The organism is Paenibacillus sp. 481 (assembly GCF_021223605.1).
In the GTDB taxonomy this organism is placed as follows: domain Bacteria; phylum Bacillota; class Bacilli; order Paenibacillales; family Paenibacillaceae; genus Paenibacillus_B.
This window is the reverse complement of sequence record NZ_CP075175.1, coordinates 1782240-1802484: the sequence shown is the minus strand read 5'-3', so window position 1 is coordinate 1802484 and position 20245 is coordinate 1782240. Positions and strand designations below refer to the sequence as shown.

The following is a 20245-nucleotide window of genomic DNA, read 5'->3' as shown; positions in this document are numbered from 1 at the left end:
CCCCAAGCTTTAGTGGTGAATACATGCAATACCGTGTCTCCAAGGGGCTACCTGCTTCCTACGGCATCCATATCACCGCCGCAAGGCATATGGACACGGTGTTAGATTACAAGCTGAGCCATAGTTTGAACGGTCACGGAGCCTCATGTAAGATAGGATAGAAATCTAATCTTAGTTTATATATGGGGGCTGAAACGTGGACGTCATTCAAATTGGAGCAGTGACCATACAGTGGGCAATGCTCGTTAGTGTTGCTTCTCTGCTTATCGGCGTTGTCGCTATCTCCTTTCGTGCGCGGATGGAAGGCGCATCACGTGCGTGGACAGATTGGGCTTTAGCCGTAGTCATCATGCTTATGCTCAATGAGAAGATAGGCTACTTGTGGGACTCGCCGTCTATTATATGGGAGCAGACGAGCGCAATGCTGTACTTGAGCGGTACTTCGACGAATGGCAACATTCTGCTCGTAATCGGATTAGCCGCTTGGACAGCTGTCTACTTGCGTAAGCATCAGCTAAGTGTGCTTATGTTAGCGGATCTAGCTGTTCATGGTGTGCTAGCGGCAGTTGCTGCGTACGGCTGGGTGTATACGCTGAACGGTTCTAGTGCGCCAAGCTTCACATCTTTGCCGCTGCCAAGCGGGATGACGCCTGATGGCATCCCGCCGTTGGAATCTCTGCTGTGCGTGGTCATGCTATGTATGCTCTGGCTAAGTCGGCGGTCGCTCGGATCGCTTTATGACGCGCGAGTCGTTGCGTTAGCATGGGGGATCATCGGGATGTTGACCAGTTTGGTGAAAATTCACGATTCATTGGTGCTCGGTCTTGCCCCTGCACAGTGGATGTTTGGTGGGCTGTTAGCTATTGCTTTCGTGATGACGCGTTATAAAGAGCGAATTCTTGCCGACTCAACGGGGTCGACAGAATCAAATGTTGCAACAGAATTGCTCGAAGCAACAGAAACAAACGATGCAACAGCATTAAAAGATGCAACAGAATCAATCAAATCGTCTGAACGGACTTAATCAACTGGATAGCGCTGCATAACTACGTACATAATAATGGCGATATATTGGAAAGGAGGTCTTCCAATGAGCCAAGATTCAAAAGCTCAACAGCAGCAAGCAAAGCAAAACAGTTCTGGAAAAGATCGTAACCCTGGCGTACAGGATAAGCGGCTGAACGGGCCTAATCGTCCTTCAACGTAAATGAAAAAGGGGGGGCCAAGCTCGATTTTTATGTCGTTGCTTGCGCTTTCCCTTGCTTTCCATCCTTACCCGTGGTTACAATATTAAACGATAGAGTAAAAGGATAAGTTGAGGAACCTGCAATCTATCTGAATGACCTACTGAGGTAAGGAGTGACGCTAATGTCTATGTCTTTTGAGCAATATATGTCCGATATGGTACAACCAATGCGTACGGAATTGACGAACATGGGAGTCGTCGAGTTGCGTACAGCTGAAGAGGTTGAAGAAAAGTTGCCAACTGCTAAGGGAACAGCGCTTGTCGTTGTAAACTCGGTGTGTGGCTGTGCGGCAGGTCAATGTCGTCCAGGTATTCGCCAAGCGTTGGAGCATGATGTAACACCGGATCACTTGTTCACGGTGTTTGCTGGCCAAGATAAAGAGGCAACGGCAAAAGCGCGCGAATACTTTGCGCCATACCCGCCTTCTTCGCCATCGATCGCCCTGATGAAAGACGGCGAACTTGTTCATTTTATCGAGCGTCTTAGCATTGAAAACCGTTCGGCAGAAGACATTGCAGCGGAATTGCAAGCTGCGTTTGACCGTTTCTGCCGTTAATAAACGACGTCTGTAAGCCGCGATGCTTATGGACAAAAACCCCCGCGCTTAAGCTGTGCGGGGATTTTTTACACAGAAATGAGTCTTGAAAGGGGACAGGACGATGAGTTTGCAGCAGGAAATTATCGAGCGCTTCAATGTTCAAGCACAAATTGATCCCGTTGCGGAAATCCGCAAGCGCGTCGATTTTTTAAAGCAATATGTGAAACAAGCGGGCACAACTGGATTGTTGATCGCCATCAGTGGCGGTATTGACAGCGCGGTAGCAGCTGGCCTGTGCAAGCAGGCGACTGACGAGCTGGCCGCTGAAACAGGCCAGCCGTATATGACGCTTGGCGTCTTCCAGCCTTATGGCGAGCAAGTAGACATCGCGGACAGCTATGCTGTGGCGGAAGCGTTCCAATTGAAACATACGATTGAGACGAACATTGAAGATGCGGTAAATGAAATCGCACTTGAAGTCGAGCAATCGTTCAAGCATATGAACAATCCTCGCCATCTAAGCATTCCAGGCAAGGGCAACGTGAAGGCGCGTATTCGGATGGTTACACAATACGCGTTGGCATTTGATTTGAATTTGCTCGTGGTCGGTACCGATCACGCTTCAGAAGCGTTAACTGGCTTCTACACGAAGTGGGGCGACGGCGCAGTTGATATTACACCGCTTGCTTCGTTGAACAAGCGTCAAGTTCGTCAATTGGCGAGTCATTTGAATGTGCCTTCAAGTGTGATCGACAAAGCGCCTACGGCTGGCCTATGGGAAGGTCAGACGGACGAGAAAGAGCTAGGGATTACATACGAGCACAACAGCGACTATTTGGAAGGCAAAGTAGTGCCGGACGATGTGCGTGAAAAGATCGAACAACAATACCGGAAGACAGAGCATAAGCGCTCACCGATTCCTGGTATTTAAGCTGTAATGCGATCATGATGTGATCGGAAAGTTGGAAAAAGAAAAGGAACACACTCGCCGTGTTGTCTACGCGGCTGAGTGGTGTTCCTTTTTTTGATGCGGATCATGCGCTTGACTTGGTCAGTAGTATCGCTAGTGAAAGGGCTAGCGATTTATTTTTTGCGAGCTTTTGCTTTTTCAATATAAGGAATCGGGTCGGGCGTTTTGCAATTTGTCTCTCCATGATCGACGTGAATCGGGCCAATTAGCGGAACCAGTTCTCTGATCAATGTTTCAAGCTGCTCATTGCGGATGCCGATGGCGATAAGCGCTCCGTTCATGGCCTCCCGCGTCCGATTCGGGCGTTGATGCACTTCATCCTTGACGAGCTGCGCATAGCGAACGAACGGCTCGTCACTTAATTGCTTATGGTGAAGTGCCAGCAATGCAACTAACTGCCAGCCAGCTCTGCCAATCCATTCGTCTGTGGACAGGATCCACTGGTTAGCAAGCTCTTCAGCATAAGCTGATTTGATAACAACGTTGGACATAAACACGTCAATTAACGTATAGTAGTTCATTTTGGACAGCCAACGTTCGATATCTGACTTGGTCATCGCTTGTGGATCAGCAACCATAGTAGCTAGTGTCTGTGCATCCGTATTTCCGGTCGCGAACAGCTCTTCGGCGAGTGCGTGATTGCACTTGATCGTCTTTTTGAGTTTGGTTAAGTTACCGAAGGTGACACCAAACAACGGATCTTGGGCGCCGTGGCGGCGAAACGTTTTCCGGTGCTGCTCTGAACCGTACGCTTCCAATTCGGACATGACTTGAGATAGGTTCATTTTGATCTTCCTTTTTGCATATAAGTTCGTTCATGTTCTGTTTATAGGGTTCGCCGAACAGACAATTCTAGCCGGCCTTTTTATTTTCAACATAAGTGATATAGCGCCTACGCATCAGTGTAGACACGATGAGCGTAAAGAGCGGCAAGCTCCATAAGAACACGGCATACGGTACATATTCATGAACGGGCACGCCTAAAATCGTACCACATAGTACAGCAAGCATGTTCCAAGGAACCATGGCTGCGAATACAAGTGCGGTGTCAGCTATGACGCGTGACAATTGCTCCTTAGGAAAACGGGATGACCATAGCGGCAGCACGTTGCGCCCAGCCATCATAATGGGCAGCGTTTGGGTACAGGACACGAGTCCAAGTGCCAAGCCAAACAAGCCTACTTTAACGGTGGCACTAGGCAAGGATGGTTGCTGTCCCATCAGGGCAACCATGTACGGTTCTAACGTGCGTGTCGCCTCCAAGATGCCGTTGTAAGACCCAGCCAACGCAATTAATAGCACCAAATCGAGCATACTTAGTAAGCCCTTCGTATGCAAAGAAGGCAGTGCTGTGTTCTCATAGCCGAACAGCATGCTGCGCACCCAATCCATAGGTGCAACATCTTGCAACCAAACGCCAAGTACGATGGCGGTCGCAATGGAGAGCATAAACGCATAACGCGTCTTCAAGCGGAACAAAATGGCGCCGATGAGGACAACGGCTGGCAACACAAGCCATGGGCTGAACGTGAATTGCTGGCGAAATGCGTCAAGGTGAACCACGGAGCTACCCGTTGCCCAACTGCCGTTCAGATCCATAAAGAGAAAGAACGCGGTCGCTGCTCCTAGTCCAAGCAGCGTCGTCGGTGCCATGGCTGGGTATTGCCGTGAGACCGTTGTACCCGTCGAGTCAGCGACCAGTCGATGCGCACTGGAGAACGGCGATGTTCGGTCTCCGACGAAGGCACCTGATACGAGTGCCCCTGCCATAAGCGGCAATGGAACGCCGGCGATAGCGGCGGCACCCATCATCGGGATGCCGACAGCGCTAAGCGTGCCTGTCGATGTACCGAGCAGCATCGAGAACAGCGCTGCAAACCAGAACGTCAGCGTAACCATGTATGCGGGATGAATCCATTGCAAACCTTGTTCGATCAAATAAGGGATCGTACCGCTAAGTGTCCATGTCGGAATGACTAACCCGACCATTACAAGTATCCATACGACTTCGAGCGTATGGGTTGCCCCGTCACGCATCGCGTGTGTCAATGTAGACCAAGCAACGCCTTGCTTACGTGAGTATAAAGTAAGGGTAGCGAAGCCGAGAGCAAAGCCTAAAATAAGTGGTATGCCAAGCAAGTAGGCTGCGGTTAATCCCCCGATCGTCGTAACTACGACGGTAATTAACTGATTTTTAGATAGCATAGTAATGCGGCAACTCCTGTCTTTTTCCTGGTGTCTATAATGGAATAGCTGAATGTATAGAAACAACATCGATGTGTGTCCACTGTACGTGCCATTTGATCCTAGATTGTCTTTCAAATAGTGGACATTCATACACAGAGGAGGTGGTGAATGCTGAACGTTTTTCTCCCTCTATATAGATACTTATTTCTGGTTCGAATCTATATGTAGAAGATGTCTGTTCAAAAGGCACCTCAGGCGGTATATAGGGTTGTTGTCCTCTTAGGTGTAGACAATTTAGCTATTTGTCCCCTAGAAATGAACATTTACAAAGGTGACAGCGGCACTTTATCTTGTTTGGATAGAGTGTTGATGATGTATTGGATTGTGCATATTATTTAGCATTAGCATTAGCATTAGCATTAGCATTAGCATTAGCATGCTGCTCTTGTAGCCACCGAGCAGTGGTGCCGATCGCTGCCTCTAATTCAGGTGTTGTGCCTTGAAATGGATGCACAGCTTGAAAAGTGTGGGTCCCACCTTCAATCGTCGCCCACTCCGTGCCGGAATAGTTTGCAACTAATCGCGCCGAACCTTCTCGAAAGCCTGGCAAATCTTCTGAGCCTTGGACGAGCAGGAGCGGATAAGCAGCATCTTTAATGCGATTAATAATATCGTAGCGCTCTTTATTCGCTGCCAAGTCTTGCAGTACGATGCTATCGAGGGGCAGCGCTTCTCCTGTACGTGCATTTAGCACTTGCGAGCGTCCTGACGTGAGCAGTTCTTCTTTTTGCTGTGCAGAGAACAGATCGACGTTGGTTACCCCATTCCACGAAATAACTCCGCTTACGAGGGAAGGATGCTCTAAAGCGAACAGGATGCAGCTTGCTCCGCCACGGCTATGCCCAAGTAAATAAATCGGCACTATCGCAGCAGCCGCTTTGGCCGCTATTTCGTCGTTCTCAGCTTTCTCGTCTTTTGGTGGCAATGCGCACGTAGGCGGTAGATGATAAGCAATTTGTACGCGTGTAACATCAGCCTTAGCCGTTGCTAATTCCTCTAACCATTGCTGAAAATGTTTACTCCGCACTGCCGTTGTAAGGGCACTTAAATCCTCCTGTTCACGAGCATATGTATTAACGGCAAAACGTTCCGGCTCATCAAAGATAGTTAGTTCTTCCCCTACACCATTAAAAGTAAAGTTGAACGTAATCGTGACCATTCCTGTACGTTCTGCGAGCTGAGCTGCTGTATAGGGAAACATGCCCCAGTCTTTGAATCCTTTGAAGCCGTGCGCAATGATAAGAATCCCGTTAGCGTACACATCAGAGTTAGACGAGGTAGGATGAGATGGATTAATTGCAACAGGCGGAAGCCATACGTCCCCGCGAATCGTACGATCAGACCCGATAGATAGCGAAAATGAATGCCGCATACGACACTCTCCTCTCTTTATTTGCATGCAAAAATGTGCTGTTAAAGCATTGTTTATTGTACCATATCTTGCAGCGTACTCTACATGGGAGGCGAACGATTGCATCAGGTGTTGACTTCATCATTTTTCGAGTGTATTATGTGTATTAGTTCAAATAGTACACCATAAAATGGAATTAACAAACATGGGTTCAAGAGGTTAGTATTTCGCACTGAAGGAGGGGTGAGATGATTCGTATACAAGAGCGTAGTGCAACACCGATTTACGAGCAAATTGTGGAGCAGATGAAGGAGCTTATTGCTAAAGGCGCTATGAAGCCAGGAGAGAAAGTACCATCCGTCCGAGAGTTGTCATCGGGGCTTGTCGTTAATCCGAACACCGTTAGTAAGGCGTATCAAGAATTAGAACGGCAAGGTGTCTTTATTACACTGCGTGGCAAGGGAACGTTTATTTCGGAATCGTTTTCTCCAGGCATGGCAGAGGAGCGGCTGATTAAAATGAAGGAAGAAATGCAGCGCTTGGCGGTAGAGGCTAAGCATCTTGGATTACAAGAAGAAGAGTTTCTGAAGATGATGAAACAGGTGTGTAAAGTATTGTGGGAGGGTAGTCATGATACAAGTACAAGCGGTACATAAGCATATTGAGGGAAAAGCAGTGCTTAATGGTGCTCATTTTCATATTCCACCGGGGCGTGTAATTGGTCTTATTGGTCGCAATGGAACGGGCAAAACGACGTTGATGCGTACGATGGCAGGCATTTATACGCCGGATCAGGGCACTGTGTGCTTTGAAGATATCGATATCCATCGGCGGCCGGAAGTGAAGCGGGATGTCGTCTTTATACCGGATGCGCCCGATGCGCTGGAGAGCTATACGATTAAGCAGTGCGCGAATTGGTTTGCGATGCTGTACCCTTCATTTGATTATTTTTTCTTTATGGAAGCGATGGAACGCTTTCGTCTTCCGATACATAAGCCTGTGCGCAAGCTGTCTAAAGGAATGAAGATGCTATTTAGTACAGCGTTGGGGCTTGCGACTCGCGCACGCTTTATTATGTTGGACGAGCCGACGAACGGGGTCGATGCTGTAGCGAAAAAACAATTGCTCTCGCTCATTATGGAATCGTTGCGTGAAGATGCGTCTATTCTTATTTCGTCGCATATGTTGCATGAGCTTGATCGGATCGCAGATACGGTCGTGCTGCTGCGGGATGGGCGTACCGATGAGATATGGGAGCTGGAAAGCTTGCGCATGGAAGTGCGTAAAATGCAAGTCGTCTTCCCGGATGCCGAGCCGCCAACGTGGTTGCAACAGGAGGGAATCTATGTGTTGCAGCAAGTTGGGCGTGTGTATACGGTACTACTGGAATCGGCTGTGGCTGTTAACACCCTTCGCGGTGCCGAGACGATACTGTTAGAGGAACTTCCTCTCTCTTTGGAAGATTGGTTTACGTGGAAATCGGGAGGGGACGGTGATGGCGATGTGGCGTGATTTATTTGCACGGGCGCTATGGTGGAAGGAATATCGACAAGTTCGATTTATGCTGTGGTTCATGCTACTGGGTATGTTTATGATGATGGGTTTTTTAAGGATAGAAGAATGGTTGCTTACATCTGATGATGTTATAGCACGTAAAGTTGCCATGTATAAAGAATACGAGTTGAGAGGTAATAGTTCCTATAACTGGGGAGAAAATTATGCATTTGCAAGATTGTTGCTAGGGTCGCTAGCTTTTCTAATGTCTGTCTGGCAAATAGGCTTCGAGCGGCGTAACAAAATCAGTGAAATGACATTCTCTCTTCCTTATCATCGTAGTACGGTATACGGTGTGAAGTGGCTGCTGGGCGTTGTTTTTATTACAGGATCAATGGTTGTTAATGGAGCCATAGATATACTTGTGATAGAAACGTCTGCGCTAGCGCAGTTTATTGACGTTCATGAAGTGATTCTTGCTAGTATGCACGTGAGTGTTGCTGCTATTGCCGTGTACACGTTCACCCTAGGTTTAGGCACGGTATGCGGGAGTTGGTTATCACAAACGGTTCTAACTGGAATTTTTCTATTTTTATTTCAATTTTTTGATGAATGTTACAGAATTATTAAAGATATCTTTTATCCGTATCGCGTATATGCGTGGAGCGGTGGACCGCCAAGCAATTTTTCGATTCTCGGCTGGGTAGTTAATTATCCAGATACGGAATATTACATGACTATCCTTCCTATTATCATTTTCTGTTTACTTTTTGGAGCTTGGCTGTACAAGCACAATAATTTGGAGCATAACGGGAGAATTGCTATCTTTCCAATAATCGAAAAGATGCTCGGTCTCGGCTTTGCATTTTGCTGCTCGCTAGTCGGAGGAATTATACTGAGTAATAGCTTCTTTGGTGAGAAATCTGGCTTCTATATCGGTTTTATTTTGTTAGGTGGCCTTGGTTATTTGTTATTTAGTCGTCTGACGCGTGTGAAAATTAAATTTTAGTTCGCAGCGTTAAAAAACGGGCGGGGGTGTTCCATGGCTAGCATGAGCATGGAATACTCCCGCCCGTGTGGCGTTTAGCCGAGCAAGCGGCTGAGCACGCGCGTTGTGCGTGCGGCGATGTCGCGGACGTCGTCTGGCGTGGCGCAGAGCGGCAGCCAGTAGTAGATGGTGTCGCCAAGCGGGCGCAGGATCAGTCCTTCAGCGAAGCCCGCTTCGTAGATGGCCGCCCCGATGCGTCGCTCGGGCGGGAAGGGGCGGCGTTGTTCGACGTCTTCGTACAAGTCGAACGCCGCTACAAGGCCGAGTTGCCGCGCATCGGCTACGTGCGGCAGTTCGGCAATGCCACGCACAGCTTCGCGCAGTGCGTGGATCGTGGCCTGCGCCTGTTCGAGTGTGCGTTCCTCCTCGAACAGGCGCAGGCTCGCTAACGCCACGGCACACGCCACCGGATTTCCGGTGAAGCTGTGACCGTGGAAGAACGTTTTTTGCGTCGCGTAGTCGTCATAGAACGCGGCGTAAATGGACTCGCGGCACAGTGTCGCCGCGAGCGGCATCACTCCGGCCGTCAGCCCTTTGCTAAGGCACATGATGTCAGGGCTGATGCCCGCATGCTCACAGGCGAACATTGTACCTGTTCGCCCAAAGCCTGTCGCCACCTCATCGGCGATTAGGTGAACGTCATACTGCGTGCACAGCTCCCGCAGCCCTACCAAATAAGCAGCAGGCGTCATAATCATGCCGCCAGCACCTTGCAGCATCGGCTCCACGACGATGCCCGCTATGGACTCTGCTTCGCGCTCGAACAAGGCGCGAACCTCCGCTAGGGCAGCTTCAGCTACCTCGCGCTCGAATAAAGCGCGAACCCTCGCAGAAGAAGCCTCACCTTCGCCGCCCTCGGGCCAAGTGAGAGCCCTCGCAGAAGAATCCCTGCCCTCGTCGCCCTCGGGCCAAGTGAGAGCCCTCGCAGAAGAATCCCTGCCCTCGTCGCCCTCAGGCCAAGCGCGAACCCCCGCAGAAGAATCCCTGCCCTCGCCACCCTCGTCGCCCTTACGATTTGCCCTCCGCAAATCAGGTGCTGACACGCGATGCCCCTGAAACAACAGCGGCTTGAACAGCGCGTGATAAAGCCCAATGCCGCCGACACTAACGGCACCTAACGTATCACCATGATAGCTGCCATCGAGGAAGACGAACTTCGTCTTCGTTGGTCGGCCTGTCTGCTGCCAGTACTGAAACGACATTTTTAGCGCCACTTCGACTGCCGTAGAGCCGTTGTCTGAATAGAACACTTTTGTCAGCCCAGCGGGTGTAATGTGTACTAGCTTTTCAGCTAGCTCTATACCAGGAGCGTGCGTTAAGCCGCTGAACATAATATGGTCAAACGCGTTCAACTGCTCGGCAATTGCTGCTTTAATGCGCGGATTCCCGTGCCCGTGAACATTGCACCACCAAGAGGAAACGGTGTCATAATAGCGATTACCATTGGCATCGTACAAGAAAATTCCTTCAGCACGCTCGATCAGTACATGATCGCGCTGCTCATAATCTTTCATTTGCGTAAAAGGATGCCAGACATACTGTCTGTCCTTCACCAGCAGTTCCTGTTGCCGAACTTGATCCATGATCGTTGCTCCTTTATGCAAGTCTTCATCCTATCACTTCAACATAATCGTTAACCAAATCATATATTTAATAGGTTAACAAATGATTTTTAATATGACAACGTCAACATTGGATTTCTAATTCCTCTAACGTAAGCGGTGTAATAATGCTCGTCCTCCAAATTTAGCTATGATACAATATCCATATTATTGAAGATGAAAAGCATGAAGCATCATGCTTGAAGCTAGGGGGAAAGAGCTATGATTTATGGTATCGGTCACGACATCGTAGAAATAGAACGCATCCAGCGCATTTTATCTGGTGATATAAGCAAAAGATTTATTGCACGTCTGTTAACGAGTGAAGAGCAAGTGTTGCATCAAGAACGTGGTGGGCGCCAAACGGAGTTTGTTGCTGGGCGGTTTGCAGCTAAGGAAGCGGTTGTAAAGGCAATAGGCACTGGAATTGGAGCAAAGGTCGGCTTTCAAGATATAGAGGTGTTGCCAGATCACCTTGGCAAGCCATACTGCCGCTTGAGTGAGCGGGCTTGGAGTCGTCTCGGTCTGAGTGCGCATGAATATGTCATTCATATTAGTATCTCTCATCAGCCTAACCTTGCTTCCGCTTATGCCATCATGGAACACCGTTCCTATGAGACTGAGGCCTAATAAGGTGGAAGGTTGGGATGGCGACGAAGGTGGCGATTAATAAAGCGTTAATACCTGAGGTTGCTGAAACGGAGGCTAACTGGGATGGATGTATTCATGAATATTACTCCAACATCAAGTGAGATTGCATTTTTTTTAATTATTGTTGTAATTGCGATTATAATGTTCAATGATTCTGATAGCGGTAGTTCGTCAAGTACATCCAGCAGTGGTAGCTCGTCAAATGATTACAGCAGTAGTAGGGGCTCTTCACATGATTACGGCAGCCGCAATTCGTCAAGCAGTTACAGTAGTAGAAATTCGAATTCGGATGATGGGGATGACGGCAGCGGCGAATAAAATATGTAAGCGCCTAAGGTACCTACACTATTTACTAGAGGGAATTAATTTATGTCATCAATGATACAACAACTTCGTCGAAGGCCCATCGTAGAGCTTTGTTTCTGGGCTGTTATTTTGTTTTTACTGCTTGGCCTGCCATTTTTAGAACAGCGTTCGGAATCTTGTGCGGTCAATCAGCAAGGATCAATGGATTTGACCGGATGCCAAATGGATACTAAACATGCAGTCGCGTTGAGTGGACAATGGGAGTATATCCCCAATCAGCTCATATCGCCAAGCTCAGAAGCATCTGGTTATTCTTATGTGAATGTTCCTCATCAGTGGAATACGGACATTTGGCGTGTGTTCAGCAATGATGTGAATTATGCCACTTATCGACTTAAGGTGGAATTACCAAGTGGTAATCGGGAATATGCGATCCGAGTAACGAATGCCAAAATGGCGAGTAGGCTGTATGTCGACGGCAAACTGATCGGTTCAACTGGACAAGTAGGGACAACTCCAGAGATGTCTATTCCGTACAACTATCCGTATATCGGTCATTTTTCTACAGATAAGAGAGAAGTGGAACTTACTTTCCACGTTTCTAATTTTCATTTTAAAATGAACAACGGTGTTTCGGATTCGATCTACATAGGTACGCAAGAGGCTATTCATAAGTTGGAGAAGCGTAAAGGCTTTTACGACGTCATCATTATATCTTGCTTTTTCTTTATGTTTGTTTATTTTTTGGGCGAAAATGTTCATCGGCGAGAGGGAACATCAGCATTTTACTTTCCGTTATTTTGTCTTTCAGGAGCGGCATACGTTGCGTCTCACGGCGAAAAGGTGCTGATCGAATATATACCGAGTATTCCGTTTGAGATTTTGATTAAGATTCAGTTTATTTCCGGTATCGGAGCTTCTTATTTTTTCTTAGCACATGCATTTCATCAATTTAAGCCATACGGTTCAGCTAGACTGATTCGTGTAGCAGGTGTTCATTGTATAATCGCGATAATTGTGATTCTATTGACCTCGATGAGCTTCAATTCACAGCTTATGTACTATTTGTTAGTTGTGAATGTTATTGGACTTCTATATATCGTGGTGATGTCCATTCAAGCCATGCGACATAAGCTTCAGGGGTCATTTTACATTTTTATTAGTGTGTTGGCTTCGATGCAAGTGATCGGGCTTATGATTTCTAGAGTAGGATGGGTCGGCCCTATTACGGATGTTCCGCCACTTGGACTCCCGATATTTGTCTTGGTTCAGGGGTTATTTTTCTCAAGTCGATTCTCAAATGCTTACAATCAAATTAAACTGTTGTCAGAGCAACTAGTAGACAAGATGAAGGAACAAGAGAAGTTTCTAGTCCGTACGTCACATGAGCTTAAGACGCCGTTAAATGCGATTATTAACATTAGTCAATCGATGATGGGTGGAGCCGGAGGCCAACTCAATGCAGCTCAAGAGTCGGATTTGCGTCTGATGCATGGCACGGCTCGACGAATGAGTTACTTAGTCAAAGACATATTGGACTACGAGCAAATTAAAAATCAGCGGCTCCGACTTCAAGCCAGTTCGATAGATGTGCATCGCGTCGTATCCGTCGTTATTGAGATTTTCCGTCATTTAAATATGAGCGGAGCAGTCGCAATCTTAAATGAAGTTAAGCCTAGGCAGCATTATGTCGTCGCCGATGAGAATCGTTTGATGCAAATTTTGTACAATTTATTGGACAATGCGCTTAAACATACCGATATAGGAGTTATTAAAGTTACCTGTGTCAACCAAGGGAATTGGGAAGCAATTACCGTCAGTGATACGGGGGTAGGTATTGAGCACAATCAATTGGACCGCATTTTTAAAGAGTATGAGCAACTTGGCAATGAATCGTATACGGACACTTCGGGAATTGGAATAGGGCTTCCCATTACGAAGCAACTGGTTGAGATTCAAGGTGGGCATATTCATGTGCGTTCGACGGTTGGAGAGGGCAGCTCGTTTACATTTACTCTACCTGCTGTTGAGTTCAGTCAACAAGAAGCTGTCGTAGGCAAGGAAGCAAGTGAGGTGTCGAGGCAAGAAGAAATTCGATATAGTAGAAGCACAGCTGAAAGCCAAGAGCGGCAAATCGCTAAGAGCGCGGCAGCGCTGCCTGTCAAGGAGCGTGATAAGCTGTCAGACTCCGCCTTTGTACAGGGGGCTGGGCATATCCTGCTAGTCGATGATAACTATGCCAGTATAAAGGCACTCGCTAACTTGCTTGAGTTAGAAGGATACACATGCGAATTTGCACGCAGCGGTGAAGCTGCTCTTGTGCTGTTGGAGCATGGAAATCGCTTTAATCTGTGCATTATGGATGTGATGATGCCTAAAATGTCAGGCTTTGATTTGTGCCGCATTATTAGGCAAATGTACAACCAGTTGGAGTTGCCTGTCTTGATGGCTACAGCAGGCTCAAATACGCATTTGAATCAAGCCGGATTCGAGGCTGGGGCTAACGACTTTATTCATAAGCCTTACGACTGGACGGATCTTCGCGGTAGAGTGAGGACGCTTGTGCAGTTGAAAGGAACGGTGGCACAGCTTGTTCAGTCTGAGAGGGATATGCTGCGTGCGCAGATTAAACCTCATTTCCTGTTTAATTCCATTAATACAATCGTATGGATGAGCAAGCGAGATTCGGATAAGACGCGAGAACTGCTGCATGCCCTAAGCGACTTTCTGCGCGGCAACTTTGACTTTAATAATCAAGAGACCGAGGTGTCTTTTGCGAGTGAACTTCGTCTAATTGAAGCGTATTTATCGCTTGAGCGAGCTCGCTTTGGGGAGCGGCTGAACGTGGAGTTTGTACTGGAAGAGCAAGAATTCAGGTTACCACCGCTGTTGCTCCAGCCCATCGTGGAGAACGCTGTTCATCATGGCATAATGGAAAAAGTGGAAGGGGGCACCGTTCTTATCACCTCCCGTAGAGTGGGTGCGTGGATTGAATTAACGGTGTCCGATGATGGGGTAGGTGCTGACCCGGCTGTACTAGATTGTGGTGGCGAGGTGCTTGCTTCTTCTCTAGCAGGAGAAAAGCGTAGAGGGATTGGACTCGCCAACATTAACCGTAGATTGCGAAGCCTATATGGAACTTCGCTGATTATGGAGCGCCGTGATGGCGGCGGTACTATAGTCACGATGCGAATCCACGCGGAAAAGGAGTAATCATGTCTTATCGAATAGTTGTCGTTGATGACGAACTGCCAGCTCTGGATGAGATGGAGGACTTATTGAAAGACGAGCAGCTGGCTTCGGAGGTCATGTTGTTCGCTCATGCGGAGCGAGCGTTGGAATGGGCTATCGCGCATGAGCCGGACATCGTCTTGTTGGATATTCAAATGCCAGGCCTTAATGGTCTTACATTTGCTGAGCGGTTATTGGATGCAAGGCCGATGGTTAACGTTGTATTCGTTACAGCTTACAATCAATATGCGGTGCAAGCATTTGAATTAAGCGCTGTTGACTACATACTAAAGCCTGTGAAGAAGGAACGCCTTAACCGCACATTAGAGCGGATTCATCGTCGTCGTGTAGGTGTAGGCGGAGTGGATGTAAAGGAAAGGCATACGGAGGTGGAAGCCCATGCGGAAACTTATACGGAAAAAAATGTGGAACCTCGTACAAAAGCTCTTACTGAAGCAAATAAAGAAAGTGCTCAGCAAGTAGCGGACAATGTGCTGACTATGGCTGCGCTACAGCCTACAGGGAGGCTGTCGGAACATCATTTGCCGTGTATTTATAGTTTAGGACGCTTGCAAGTAGAGGGCCCATTGGGGAAGATCAAGTGGCGTACGATAAAAGTTGAAGAATTATTTGCGTATTTGTTATTTAAAGGATCAGCAACGCTGGATCAGATTATAAATGATGTATTTCCGAATTCTGATCCTGACAAGGCAAAAACGTACGTTCATACTTGTGTGTATCAAATCCGGCGCGCGATAGCAGAGATATCGCTTCAAGACTATATTCACGTCTCATACCGTGATCGATTGTATAAGTTAGTACTAACGAATGTTTGGCATGATACCGATTTGTTTATGGAATCTCAATCTCAATCGGCATCTCAATCACGTCATTTGAACGTTAGCGTGCCTGAACAATCCGCTAATTTGTACCGTGGTGACTGGTGCGAAGGGCTGGATGGCATTTGGATGACGACACATCGTGAAGATCTCAGACAGCGTTATTTGTGGCTAATGGAGGACATCATTGATGATATGCAGAAGCAGGGAGATTTTCGCAAAGCGCTCATTCATGCCCGTCAACTCATTAAAATAGATTCTTGGAACGAGCATATTGCTGCCCGCATAGTAGAGCTATACGTCGATAATGGGGAGAAAGCAAGGGCGAAGCAGTTTATTCAACAGTATCGTGAACAGTATGAAAGTGAGCTCGGAGGATCATTATCAGAGGAATGGCATGCACGCATTTATGCGGTCATTAATGAAGAAATTTAGCATGGTTAATTAAGAAGAGTTCATATGAAGCTGTCTGCTTTCTAAGCGGGCAGCTTTTTTGTATGTAATAAGTCATGCCAAGGTAGGTCTATAGTCGTTCACTATTTTTTCAGTACACATAGATAAGATGATATAGAACAGAAACAATAACTGAGATGAACAGGGTTGCAACTAGATTGTCTGATTGTTTCATAAATTTAGTGAAAAGGGGCATAGAGAAGTGGTTAAAAACAATATTCGAAGTCGGATTATTTTATTGCTAGTATTCGTTCTTGTCTGGGGCTCATTTGGCTCGACGCCTTTTGTGGGTAAGGTGGAGGCGGCTCCAGAACAAAAAATTATTGGTGGGCAATTAGTCAACGGTGTGCAAGATCCTTTGAAAATAGCAATTAAAAATGATGGGGCAATCGCAGCTTACTTATGGCAAGACAGCCACTATGTATATCAATATTATAGAGAATTTAGCTGGGGAACGAATCTGTTTTATACGGAGTCGGGTGCGACTAAAAGACATTATTCGACTTATTTTAACAGCCAGTCTGGCCCGAACATAGTTAGTGCACCATTTGGCGAGGGGGTCATAACGACACCCGATGCTAACACAATCGTGACGACGTGGGCACTTGATGGAGGAAACATAGAGCTGAAACAGAAGGCCTATTATCCGCCGAATGCAAGATACTATGAGAAAGAGTGGTCCGTTGAAAATAAATCAGGGACTAAAACGTACAGCGATCTCAAGTTGATTCATGGTGGCGACGCTACATTTGGCGGCGAAGATAATGCCATGTCTTATTGGGACCCGCTACTAAATATGGTATATGTAAAAAATAATAATATGAACAAATTTGGTTTGATGGGCTTTGCCGGAAAAAATACAACCCCTGCTGACAAGTATTATAGCGGTCCATACACTGCTGGAAACGACCAAGCTTCTAAGGGGAACTTGTCCAACACATCGAATTCGGCATATGCCGATGCGGGATACCATTTGCAATGGAACAACCATACACTGCGTCCTAACCAAAAGTGGGTTATCCAGTCCTCGGAAACGTGGACTACTGCCGGAGCGTTGCAAGTCATTGCGCCAGCATCGAAGACAACCACTTCTAATAGCACAGTGTCGTACGTATTTAAACTACAAAACTTTCAGCCCAAATCGGACGTCTTTAACTTGAATGTGGCCTCGTCCAAAGGATGGAACACCGTAGTAAGAGGTGCTCAACAGGTTACAGTTCCAGGAAACGGCGCCATTCAAACCGTTACGGTTGACTTAATCGTTCCGCCGGGAGCGGACGGCTTGGATACGCTCACCTTGACGGGCATCTCGCAGACAGACGCAAACGTTAAGAACAGCAGCAACGTAGTTACAACGATTAATAATGCGCTACCTGCTATATCGAACGTGTCGGCTCAACCAGACCGAGTAGTTAATGGAACGGCACGTACGGTACCTGTTAACATCACAACATCCCATGTAGCTGATGGAGCTGCTGTACAGGTTGAATTGGTAGATGGGAATAAACGTCCAATCTCGATACCGATAACGGCGGATGGAGTGGTGAATGCTAATCGTGCTGTGGTATCGGTAGCTATTCCTAGCTCATTGAATACCGGAACCTATTACTTTAAGGTCACAGTCGCGGGCGTAATCGGAAGTCACAGCACGACGCTATTTACGGTTACGAATAGTGACAATGCAGATCTGCTTGATCTTGCCATTTCACCAGGTCAGCTTGCGCCAGCTTTCAAGGCAGACATTACGGATTATACGGCGTCCGTTACGAATGACGTGTATAGCGTCACGGTGACGGGAACGGTATACGATAGCAACGCCATCCTGAATATTAATGGGGTGCCTGTGGCAAGCGGACAAGCCTCAGAGCCAATTAAATTGCAGGTTGGGGAAAATACGATTACGGTACAAACGACGGCATCAGACGGTGTAACGAAGAAAACGTACACGATTCGTGTGAGGAAAGAAGCGAGCGGGGAAGCGGACTTGCTGAAGCTAGCAGTTGCACCTGGAACGCTTAGTCCAGCATTTACAAGCAGTACTAAAGATTACACGGTACGTGTGGAAAGTAGCACGGAGCAATTAGCGGTGACAGATATCGTCTATAGCCCGAATTCAACGATTTCGGTTACAGGTGCGACATACAACCCACAGACGGGATATATGTTCCCGTTGCAAGTAGGGGAGAACGAGATTGAAGTCGTAGTAACAGCTCAGGATGGAATCACGAAAAAGGTATATAAAATTAAGGCTTACCGCCCGTCTAAGCAGAGCGAAGTTAGCGACGCTGCGAGAGAGCTGTCGATCGGATACGGAGCGGGAGATAGTTGGGAAAGTGTAACGAAACACATACAGTTACCTCTGTCTGGTAAGCATGGTACAACGGTAACTTGGACATCAAGCGATCCTGCTGTGTTAACGAGCAGCGGAGGAGTGCATCCATCTCCTGAACGAGATACAACGGTCATTTTGACTGCTGTTGTGGAGAAAGATGGAGTTAAAGTAGAACGTACCTTCTTAGTTATTGTGAAGAAAGCTTCCTTGCAAATTGTAAGCGAAAAGAACACAAGAACCGTTCCGATTCGTGCAGGGGAAGGACAAAAGGATGTCGAGCAAGTCGTTGTATCACGCAAGGTATTGTCTGACGGCACGAAGATCGACAAGGTCATTGTCGACGCGAATAAGGCGCAATCGGCGCAAAATCAGGCTAAAGATCAAAAAGCTTCATCGATGCGGGTTGTTGTAACGGAAGACCCTAACGATCAAGCGAATGAAACAGCGGTTGAGGTTCCTATCGCCTCTTATTCGCAGATGGCGAACACGTTAGATATGACGATTGAGACGAGCGGGGTACATCTCGTTCTAGCCAAAGCTACATTGCATCAGTTGCAGCAAGATGGAAGTGACCTATTCTTCCGTTTTGTACCGATTCGAAATGAACAGCAACAGAGCCAACTGAAGCAGCAAGCAGCTAGTGATCCTATTGTGAAACAAGCGGCTGGCAGCAAAGTCGTTAACGTAGTTGGAACACCTATGGTAATCGAAACGAACTACACGGCTCGTGAGACAAAGCTCGTATTCCCGTTGGACAAGCTGAATGCACCAAAGGACGTGGCTTCACAGGCCAATTACCTTCAGTCATTGCATGTATATATTCAGCATAGTGACGGAAGCAAGCAATTGAAACAAGGCGTGATCGATCGTGATTCATTAGGAAACATCGTAGGTCTGTCCATCGTGATTGATAAGTTCAGTACGTTCACGATTGTGAAAATGGATACGCCACCAAGCACAGGTAGCGGCAATTCCGGAAGCGACAGCTCGGATGCAGGTTCCACTGTAACTTTGACGACAGAAACATCTAGTGTGAAACATGATAAGCAAGAGAAACAACAAGTAGAGCACTTGCCTTACATTAAAGGTTATCCAGATGGATTATTCCGTCCAGAACATTTGATTACACGTGCTGAATTGGCTGCTATGCTATGGAGAATCTCGAAGGATGGCAAACAAGCAGGAGTAGGAGCGGCATCATCAACGGCAAGCTTTGATGATGTGACATCAAGTCACTGGGCGTTTGCAGCAATCGAAGAGCTTAAAGCGAAAGGGATTCTTCTAGGCGTGAGTGCAAGTGAATTCGAGCCTAATCGCACGCTGACTAGAGCGGAATTCACAGCTATCGCTTCGCGTTGGATGCAGTTAAAGGCGAGCAAGGCTGTTTCGTTCGCAGATGTGCAGGAACATTGGGCTGCCAAAGAGATAGCAGCGCTTCATGAAGCGAACGTTATTCAAGGCTACAAGGATAACCAATTCCGACCTAATGCGAACGTGACACGTGCTGAGGTTGTGAAAATGGTGAATCGTTTGTTGAAACGTGGGCCTTTGCTTGAGGTTACGAAGCCGACTTGGAGCGACGTACAAGCGAAGCATTGGGCATACGGCGATATTGAAGAAGCATCGCGAGTTCATACTGCTGAACGGCTTCCAGAGCAAGGAGAACGATATATTTCAAAATAAGCAAGGAGTCGATTGAGCAATTCGTTACCGGTTTCCGAACAGTGAATGATGCTCATCGACATACCTTACTTGTACAGCTATACATTAGGGGCTACCCTCGAAGTAGAATTTCTACTTCAAGGGTAGCCCCTTTTCTTGTTTGGGTTATTATCGTAAGCGGCAATACAAGTATGGTAGGACACAAAAAAGCCACACAGAGTTGGGCACGTCATAACAAACGTGGTACTCCCCATTCCGTGCGGCTATCTCGTTGC

The 20245-nt window shown here is 47.2% G+C and carries 16 protein-coding genes; 12 read left to right on the top strand and 4 right to left on the bottom strand.

Going from position 1 to position 20245, the window contains the following annotated elements; all coding sequences use genetic code 11:
- Nucleotides 1-196 precede the first annotated feature (196 nt).
- The 4 genes from KIK04_RS07740 to nadE all read left to right on the top strand — a co-directional run bounded on the left by KIK04_RS07740 (nucleotide 197) and on the right by nadE (nucleotide 2716).
- Entirely contained in the window at nucleotides 197-1024 is an 828-nt protein-coding gene (locus tag KIK04_RS07740; protein ID WP_232277697.1) for a prolipoprotein diacylglyceryl transferase, read from the top strand.
- A 66-nt stretch (nucleotides 1025-1090) separates the two neighbouring features.
- Entirely contained in the window at nucleotides 1091-1207 is a 117-nt protein-coding gene (locus KIK04_RS07735; RefSeq protein WP_232277696.1) for a spore protein, read from the top strand.
- A 161-nt stretch (nucleotides 1208-1368) separates the two neighbouring features.
- Nucleotides 1369-1803, top strand: coding sequence for a BrxA/BrxB family bacilliredoxin (locus KIK04_RS07730; RefSeq protein WP_232277695.1), 435 nt, complete (start codon nucleotides 1369-1371; stop codon nucleotides 1801-1803).
- A gap of 103 nt (nucleotides 1804-1906) precedes the next feature.
- Nucleotides 1907-2716, top strand: a complete 810-nt coding sequence (nadE, locus tag KIK04_RS07725; RefSeq protein WP_232277694.1) for an NAD(+) synthase — start codon at nucleotides 1907-1909, stop codon at nucleotides 2714-2716.
- A gap of 152 nt (nucleotides 2717-2868) precedes the next feature.
- Here the strand turns inward: nadE and KIK04_RS07720 are convergent, their stop codons facing one another.
- The 3 genes from KIK04_RS07720 to KIK04_RS07710 form a co-directional block, all read right to left on the bottom strand.
- Nucleotides 2869-3540 (bottom strand): DNA alkylation repair protein, encoded by a 672-nt coding sequence (locus tag KIK04_RS07720; protein WP_232277693.1) that lies wholly within the window; start codon nucleotides 3538-3540, stop codon nucleotides 2869-2871.
- A 67-nt stretch (nucleotides 3541-3607) separates the two neighbouring features.
- Nucleotides 3608-4960: a Na+/H+ antiporter NhaC family protein gene (locus tag KIK04_RS07715; RefSeq protein WP_232277692.1), complete on the bottom strand. Its 1353-nt coding sequence runs from the start codon at nucleotides 4958-4960 to the stop codon at nucleotides 3608-3610.
- 373 nt (nucleotides 4961-5333) lie between these two features.
- Nucleotides 5334-6374, bottom strand: a complete 1041-nt coding sequence (locus KIK04_RS07710) for an alpha/beta hydrolase family protein (RefSeq protein WP_232277691.1) — start codon at nucleotides 6372-6374, stop codon at nucleotides 5334-5336.
- Nucleotides 6375-6601: 227 nt separating this feature from the next.
- Here KIK04_RS07710 and KIK04_RS07705 point away from each other — a divergent pair, with 227 nt between their 5' ends.
- The 3 genes from KIK04_RS07705 to KIK04_RS07695 are packed head-to-tail and all read left to right on the top strand — an operon-like array spanning nucleotide 6602 to nucleotide 8856.
- Nucleotides 6602-7009 (top strand): GntR family transcriptional regulator, encoded by a 408-nt coding sequence (locus KIK04_RS07705; protein WP_232277690.1) that lies wholly within the window; start codon nucleotides 6602-6604, stop codon nucleotides 7007-7009.
- Nucleotides 6984-7865, top strand: a complete 882-nt coding sequence (locus KIK04_RS07700) for an ABC transporter ATP-binding protein (RefSeq protein ID WP_232277689.1) — start codon at nucleotides 6984-6986, stop codon at nucleotides 7863-7865. Before KIK04_RS07705 ends, KIK04_RS07700 begins: the two co-directional genes overlap by 26 nt.
- A complete protein-coding gene (locus KIK04_RS07695; RefSeq protein ID WP_232277688.1) occupies nucleotides 7849-8856 on the top strand; it encodes a hypothetical protein in 1008 nt (335 codons plus the stop codon). The genes KIK04_RS07700 and KIK04_RS07695 overlap by 17 nt, the downstream gene beginning before the upstream one ends.
- Before the next feature lie 74 nt (nucleotides 8857-8930).
- Here KIK04_RS07695 and KIK04_RS07690 read toward each other — a convergent pair whose 3' ends face one another.
- Nucleotides 8931-10478 (bottom strand): aminotransferase family protein, encoded by a 1548-nt coding sequence (locus KIK04_RS07690; protein ID WP_232277687.1) that lies wholly within the window; start codon nucleotides 10476-10478, stop codon nucleotides 8931-8933.
- 240 nt (nucleotides 10479-10718) lie between these two features.
- Between KIK04_RS07690 and acpS the strand changes: the two genes are divergently transcribed.
- From acpS to KIK04_RS07665, 5 genes are all read left to right on the top strand, one after another.
- Nucleotides 10719-11126 carry a holo-ACP synthase gene (gene acpS, locus KIK04_RS07685; RefSeq protein ID WP_232277686.1) on the top strand — a complete coding sequence of 136 codons (408 nt, stop codon included), beginning with the start codon at nucleotides 10719-10721 and terminating at the stop codon, nucleotides 11124-11126.
- A 169-nt stretch (nucleotides 11127-11295) separates the two neighbouring features.
- The gene (locus KIK04_RS07680; RefSeq protein WP_232277685.1) at nucleotides 11296-11529 is read left to right on the top strand and encodes a hypothetical protein; all 234 of its coding nucleotides are present in this window, start codon (nucleotides 11296-11298) and stop codon (nucleotides 11527-11529) included.
- Nucleotides 11526-14666 carry a hybrid sensor histidine kinase/response regulator gene (locus KIK04_RS07675; RefSeq protein ID WP_232277684.1) on the top strand — a complete coding sequence of 1047 codons (3141 nt, stop codon included), beginning with the start codon at nucleotides 11526-11528 and terminating at the stop codon, nucleotides 14664-14666. The genes KIK04_RS07680 and KIK04_RS07675 overlap by 4 nt, the downstream gene beginning before the upstream one ends.
- 2 nt (nucleotides 14667-14668) lie before the next feature.
- On the top strand, nucleotides 14669-15958 hold the full coding sequence (locus KIK04_RS07670; protein ID WP_232277683.1) for a response regulator: 1290 nt from the start codon (nucleotides 14669-14671) through the stop codon (nucleotides 15956-15958).
- Nucleotides 15959-16178: 220 nt separating this feature from the next.
- The gene (locus tag KIK04_RS07665) at nucleotides 16179-19991 is read left to right on the top strand and encodes an S-layer homology domain-containing protein (protein WP_232277682.1); all 3813 of its coding nucleotides are present in this window, start codon (nucleotides 16179-16181) and stop codon (nucleotides 19989-19991) included.
- Nucleotides 19992-20245 lie beyond the last annotated feature (254 nt).

Bases quoted from the DNA above. Each gene is read 5' to 3' on its own strand.
- KIK04_RS07705 (WP_232277690.1), top strand. From the start codon at position 6,602: ATGATTCGTATACAAGAGCGTAGTGCAACACCGATTTACGAGCAAATT.
- KIK04_RS07690 (WP_232277687.1), bottom strand. From the start codon at position 10,478: ATGGATCAAGTTCGGCAACAGGAACTGCTGGTGAAGGACAGACAGTAT.
- acpS (WP_232277686.1), top strand. From the start codon at position 10,719: ATGATTTATGGTATCGGTCACGACATCGTAGAAATAGAACGCATCCAG.
- KIK04_RS07700 (WP_232277689.1), top strand. From the start codon at position 6,984: ATGATACAAGTACAAGCGGTACATAAGCATATTGAGGGAAAAGCAGTG.
- KIK04_RS07675 (WP_232277684.1), top strand. From the start codon at position 11,526: ATGATACAACAACTTCGTCGAAGGCCCATCGTAGAGCTTTGTTTCTGG.
- KIK04_RS07730 (WP_232277695.1), top strand. From the start codon at position 1,369: ATGTCTATGTCTTTTGAGCAATATATGTCCGATATGGTACAACCAATG.
- KIK04_RS07680 (WP_232277685.1), top strand. From the start codon at position 11,296: ATGATTCTGATAGCGGTAGTTCGTCAAGTACATCCAGCAGTGGTAGCT.
- KIK04_RS07715 (WP_232277692.1), bottom strand. From the start codon at position 4,960: ATGCTATCTAAAAATCAGTTAATTACCGTCGTAGTTACGACGATCGGG.
- KIK04_RS07720 (WP_232277693.1), bottom strand. From the start codon at position 3,540: ATGAACCTATCTCAAGTCATGTCCGAATTGGAAGCGTACGGTTCAGAG.
- KIK04_RS07710 (WP_232277691.1), bottom strand. From the start codon at position 6,374: ATGCGGCATTCATTTTCGCTATCTATCGGGTCTGATCGTACGATTCGC.
- KIK04_RS07670 (WP_232277683.1), top strand. From the start codon at position 14,669: ATGTCTTATCGAATAGTTGTCGTTGATGACGAACTGCCAGCTCTGGAT.
- nadE (WP_232277694.1), top strand. From the start codon at position 1,907: ATGAGTTTGCAGCAGGAAATTATCGAGCGCTTCAATGTTCAAGCACAA.
- KIK04_RS07735 (WP_232277696.1), top strand. From the start codon at position 1,091: ATGAGCCAAGATTCAAAAGCTCAACAGCAGCAAGCAAAGCAAAACAGT.
- KIK04_RS07695 (WP_232277688.1), top strand. From the start codon at position 7,849: ATGGCGATGTGGCGTGATTTATTTGCACGGGCGCTATGGTGGAAGGAA.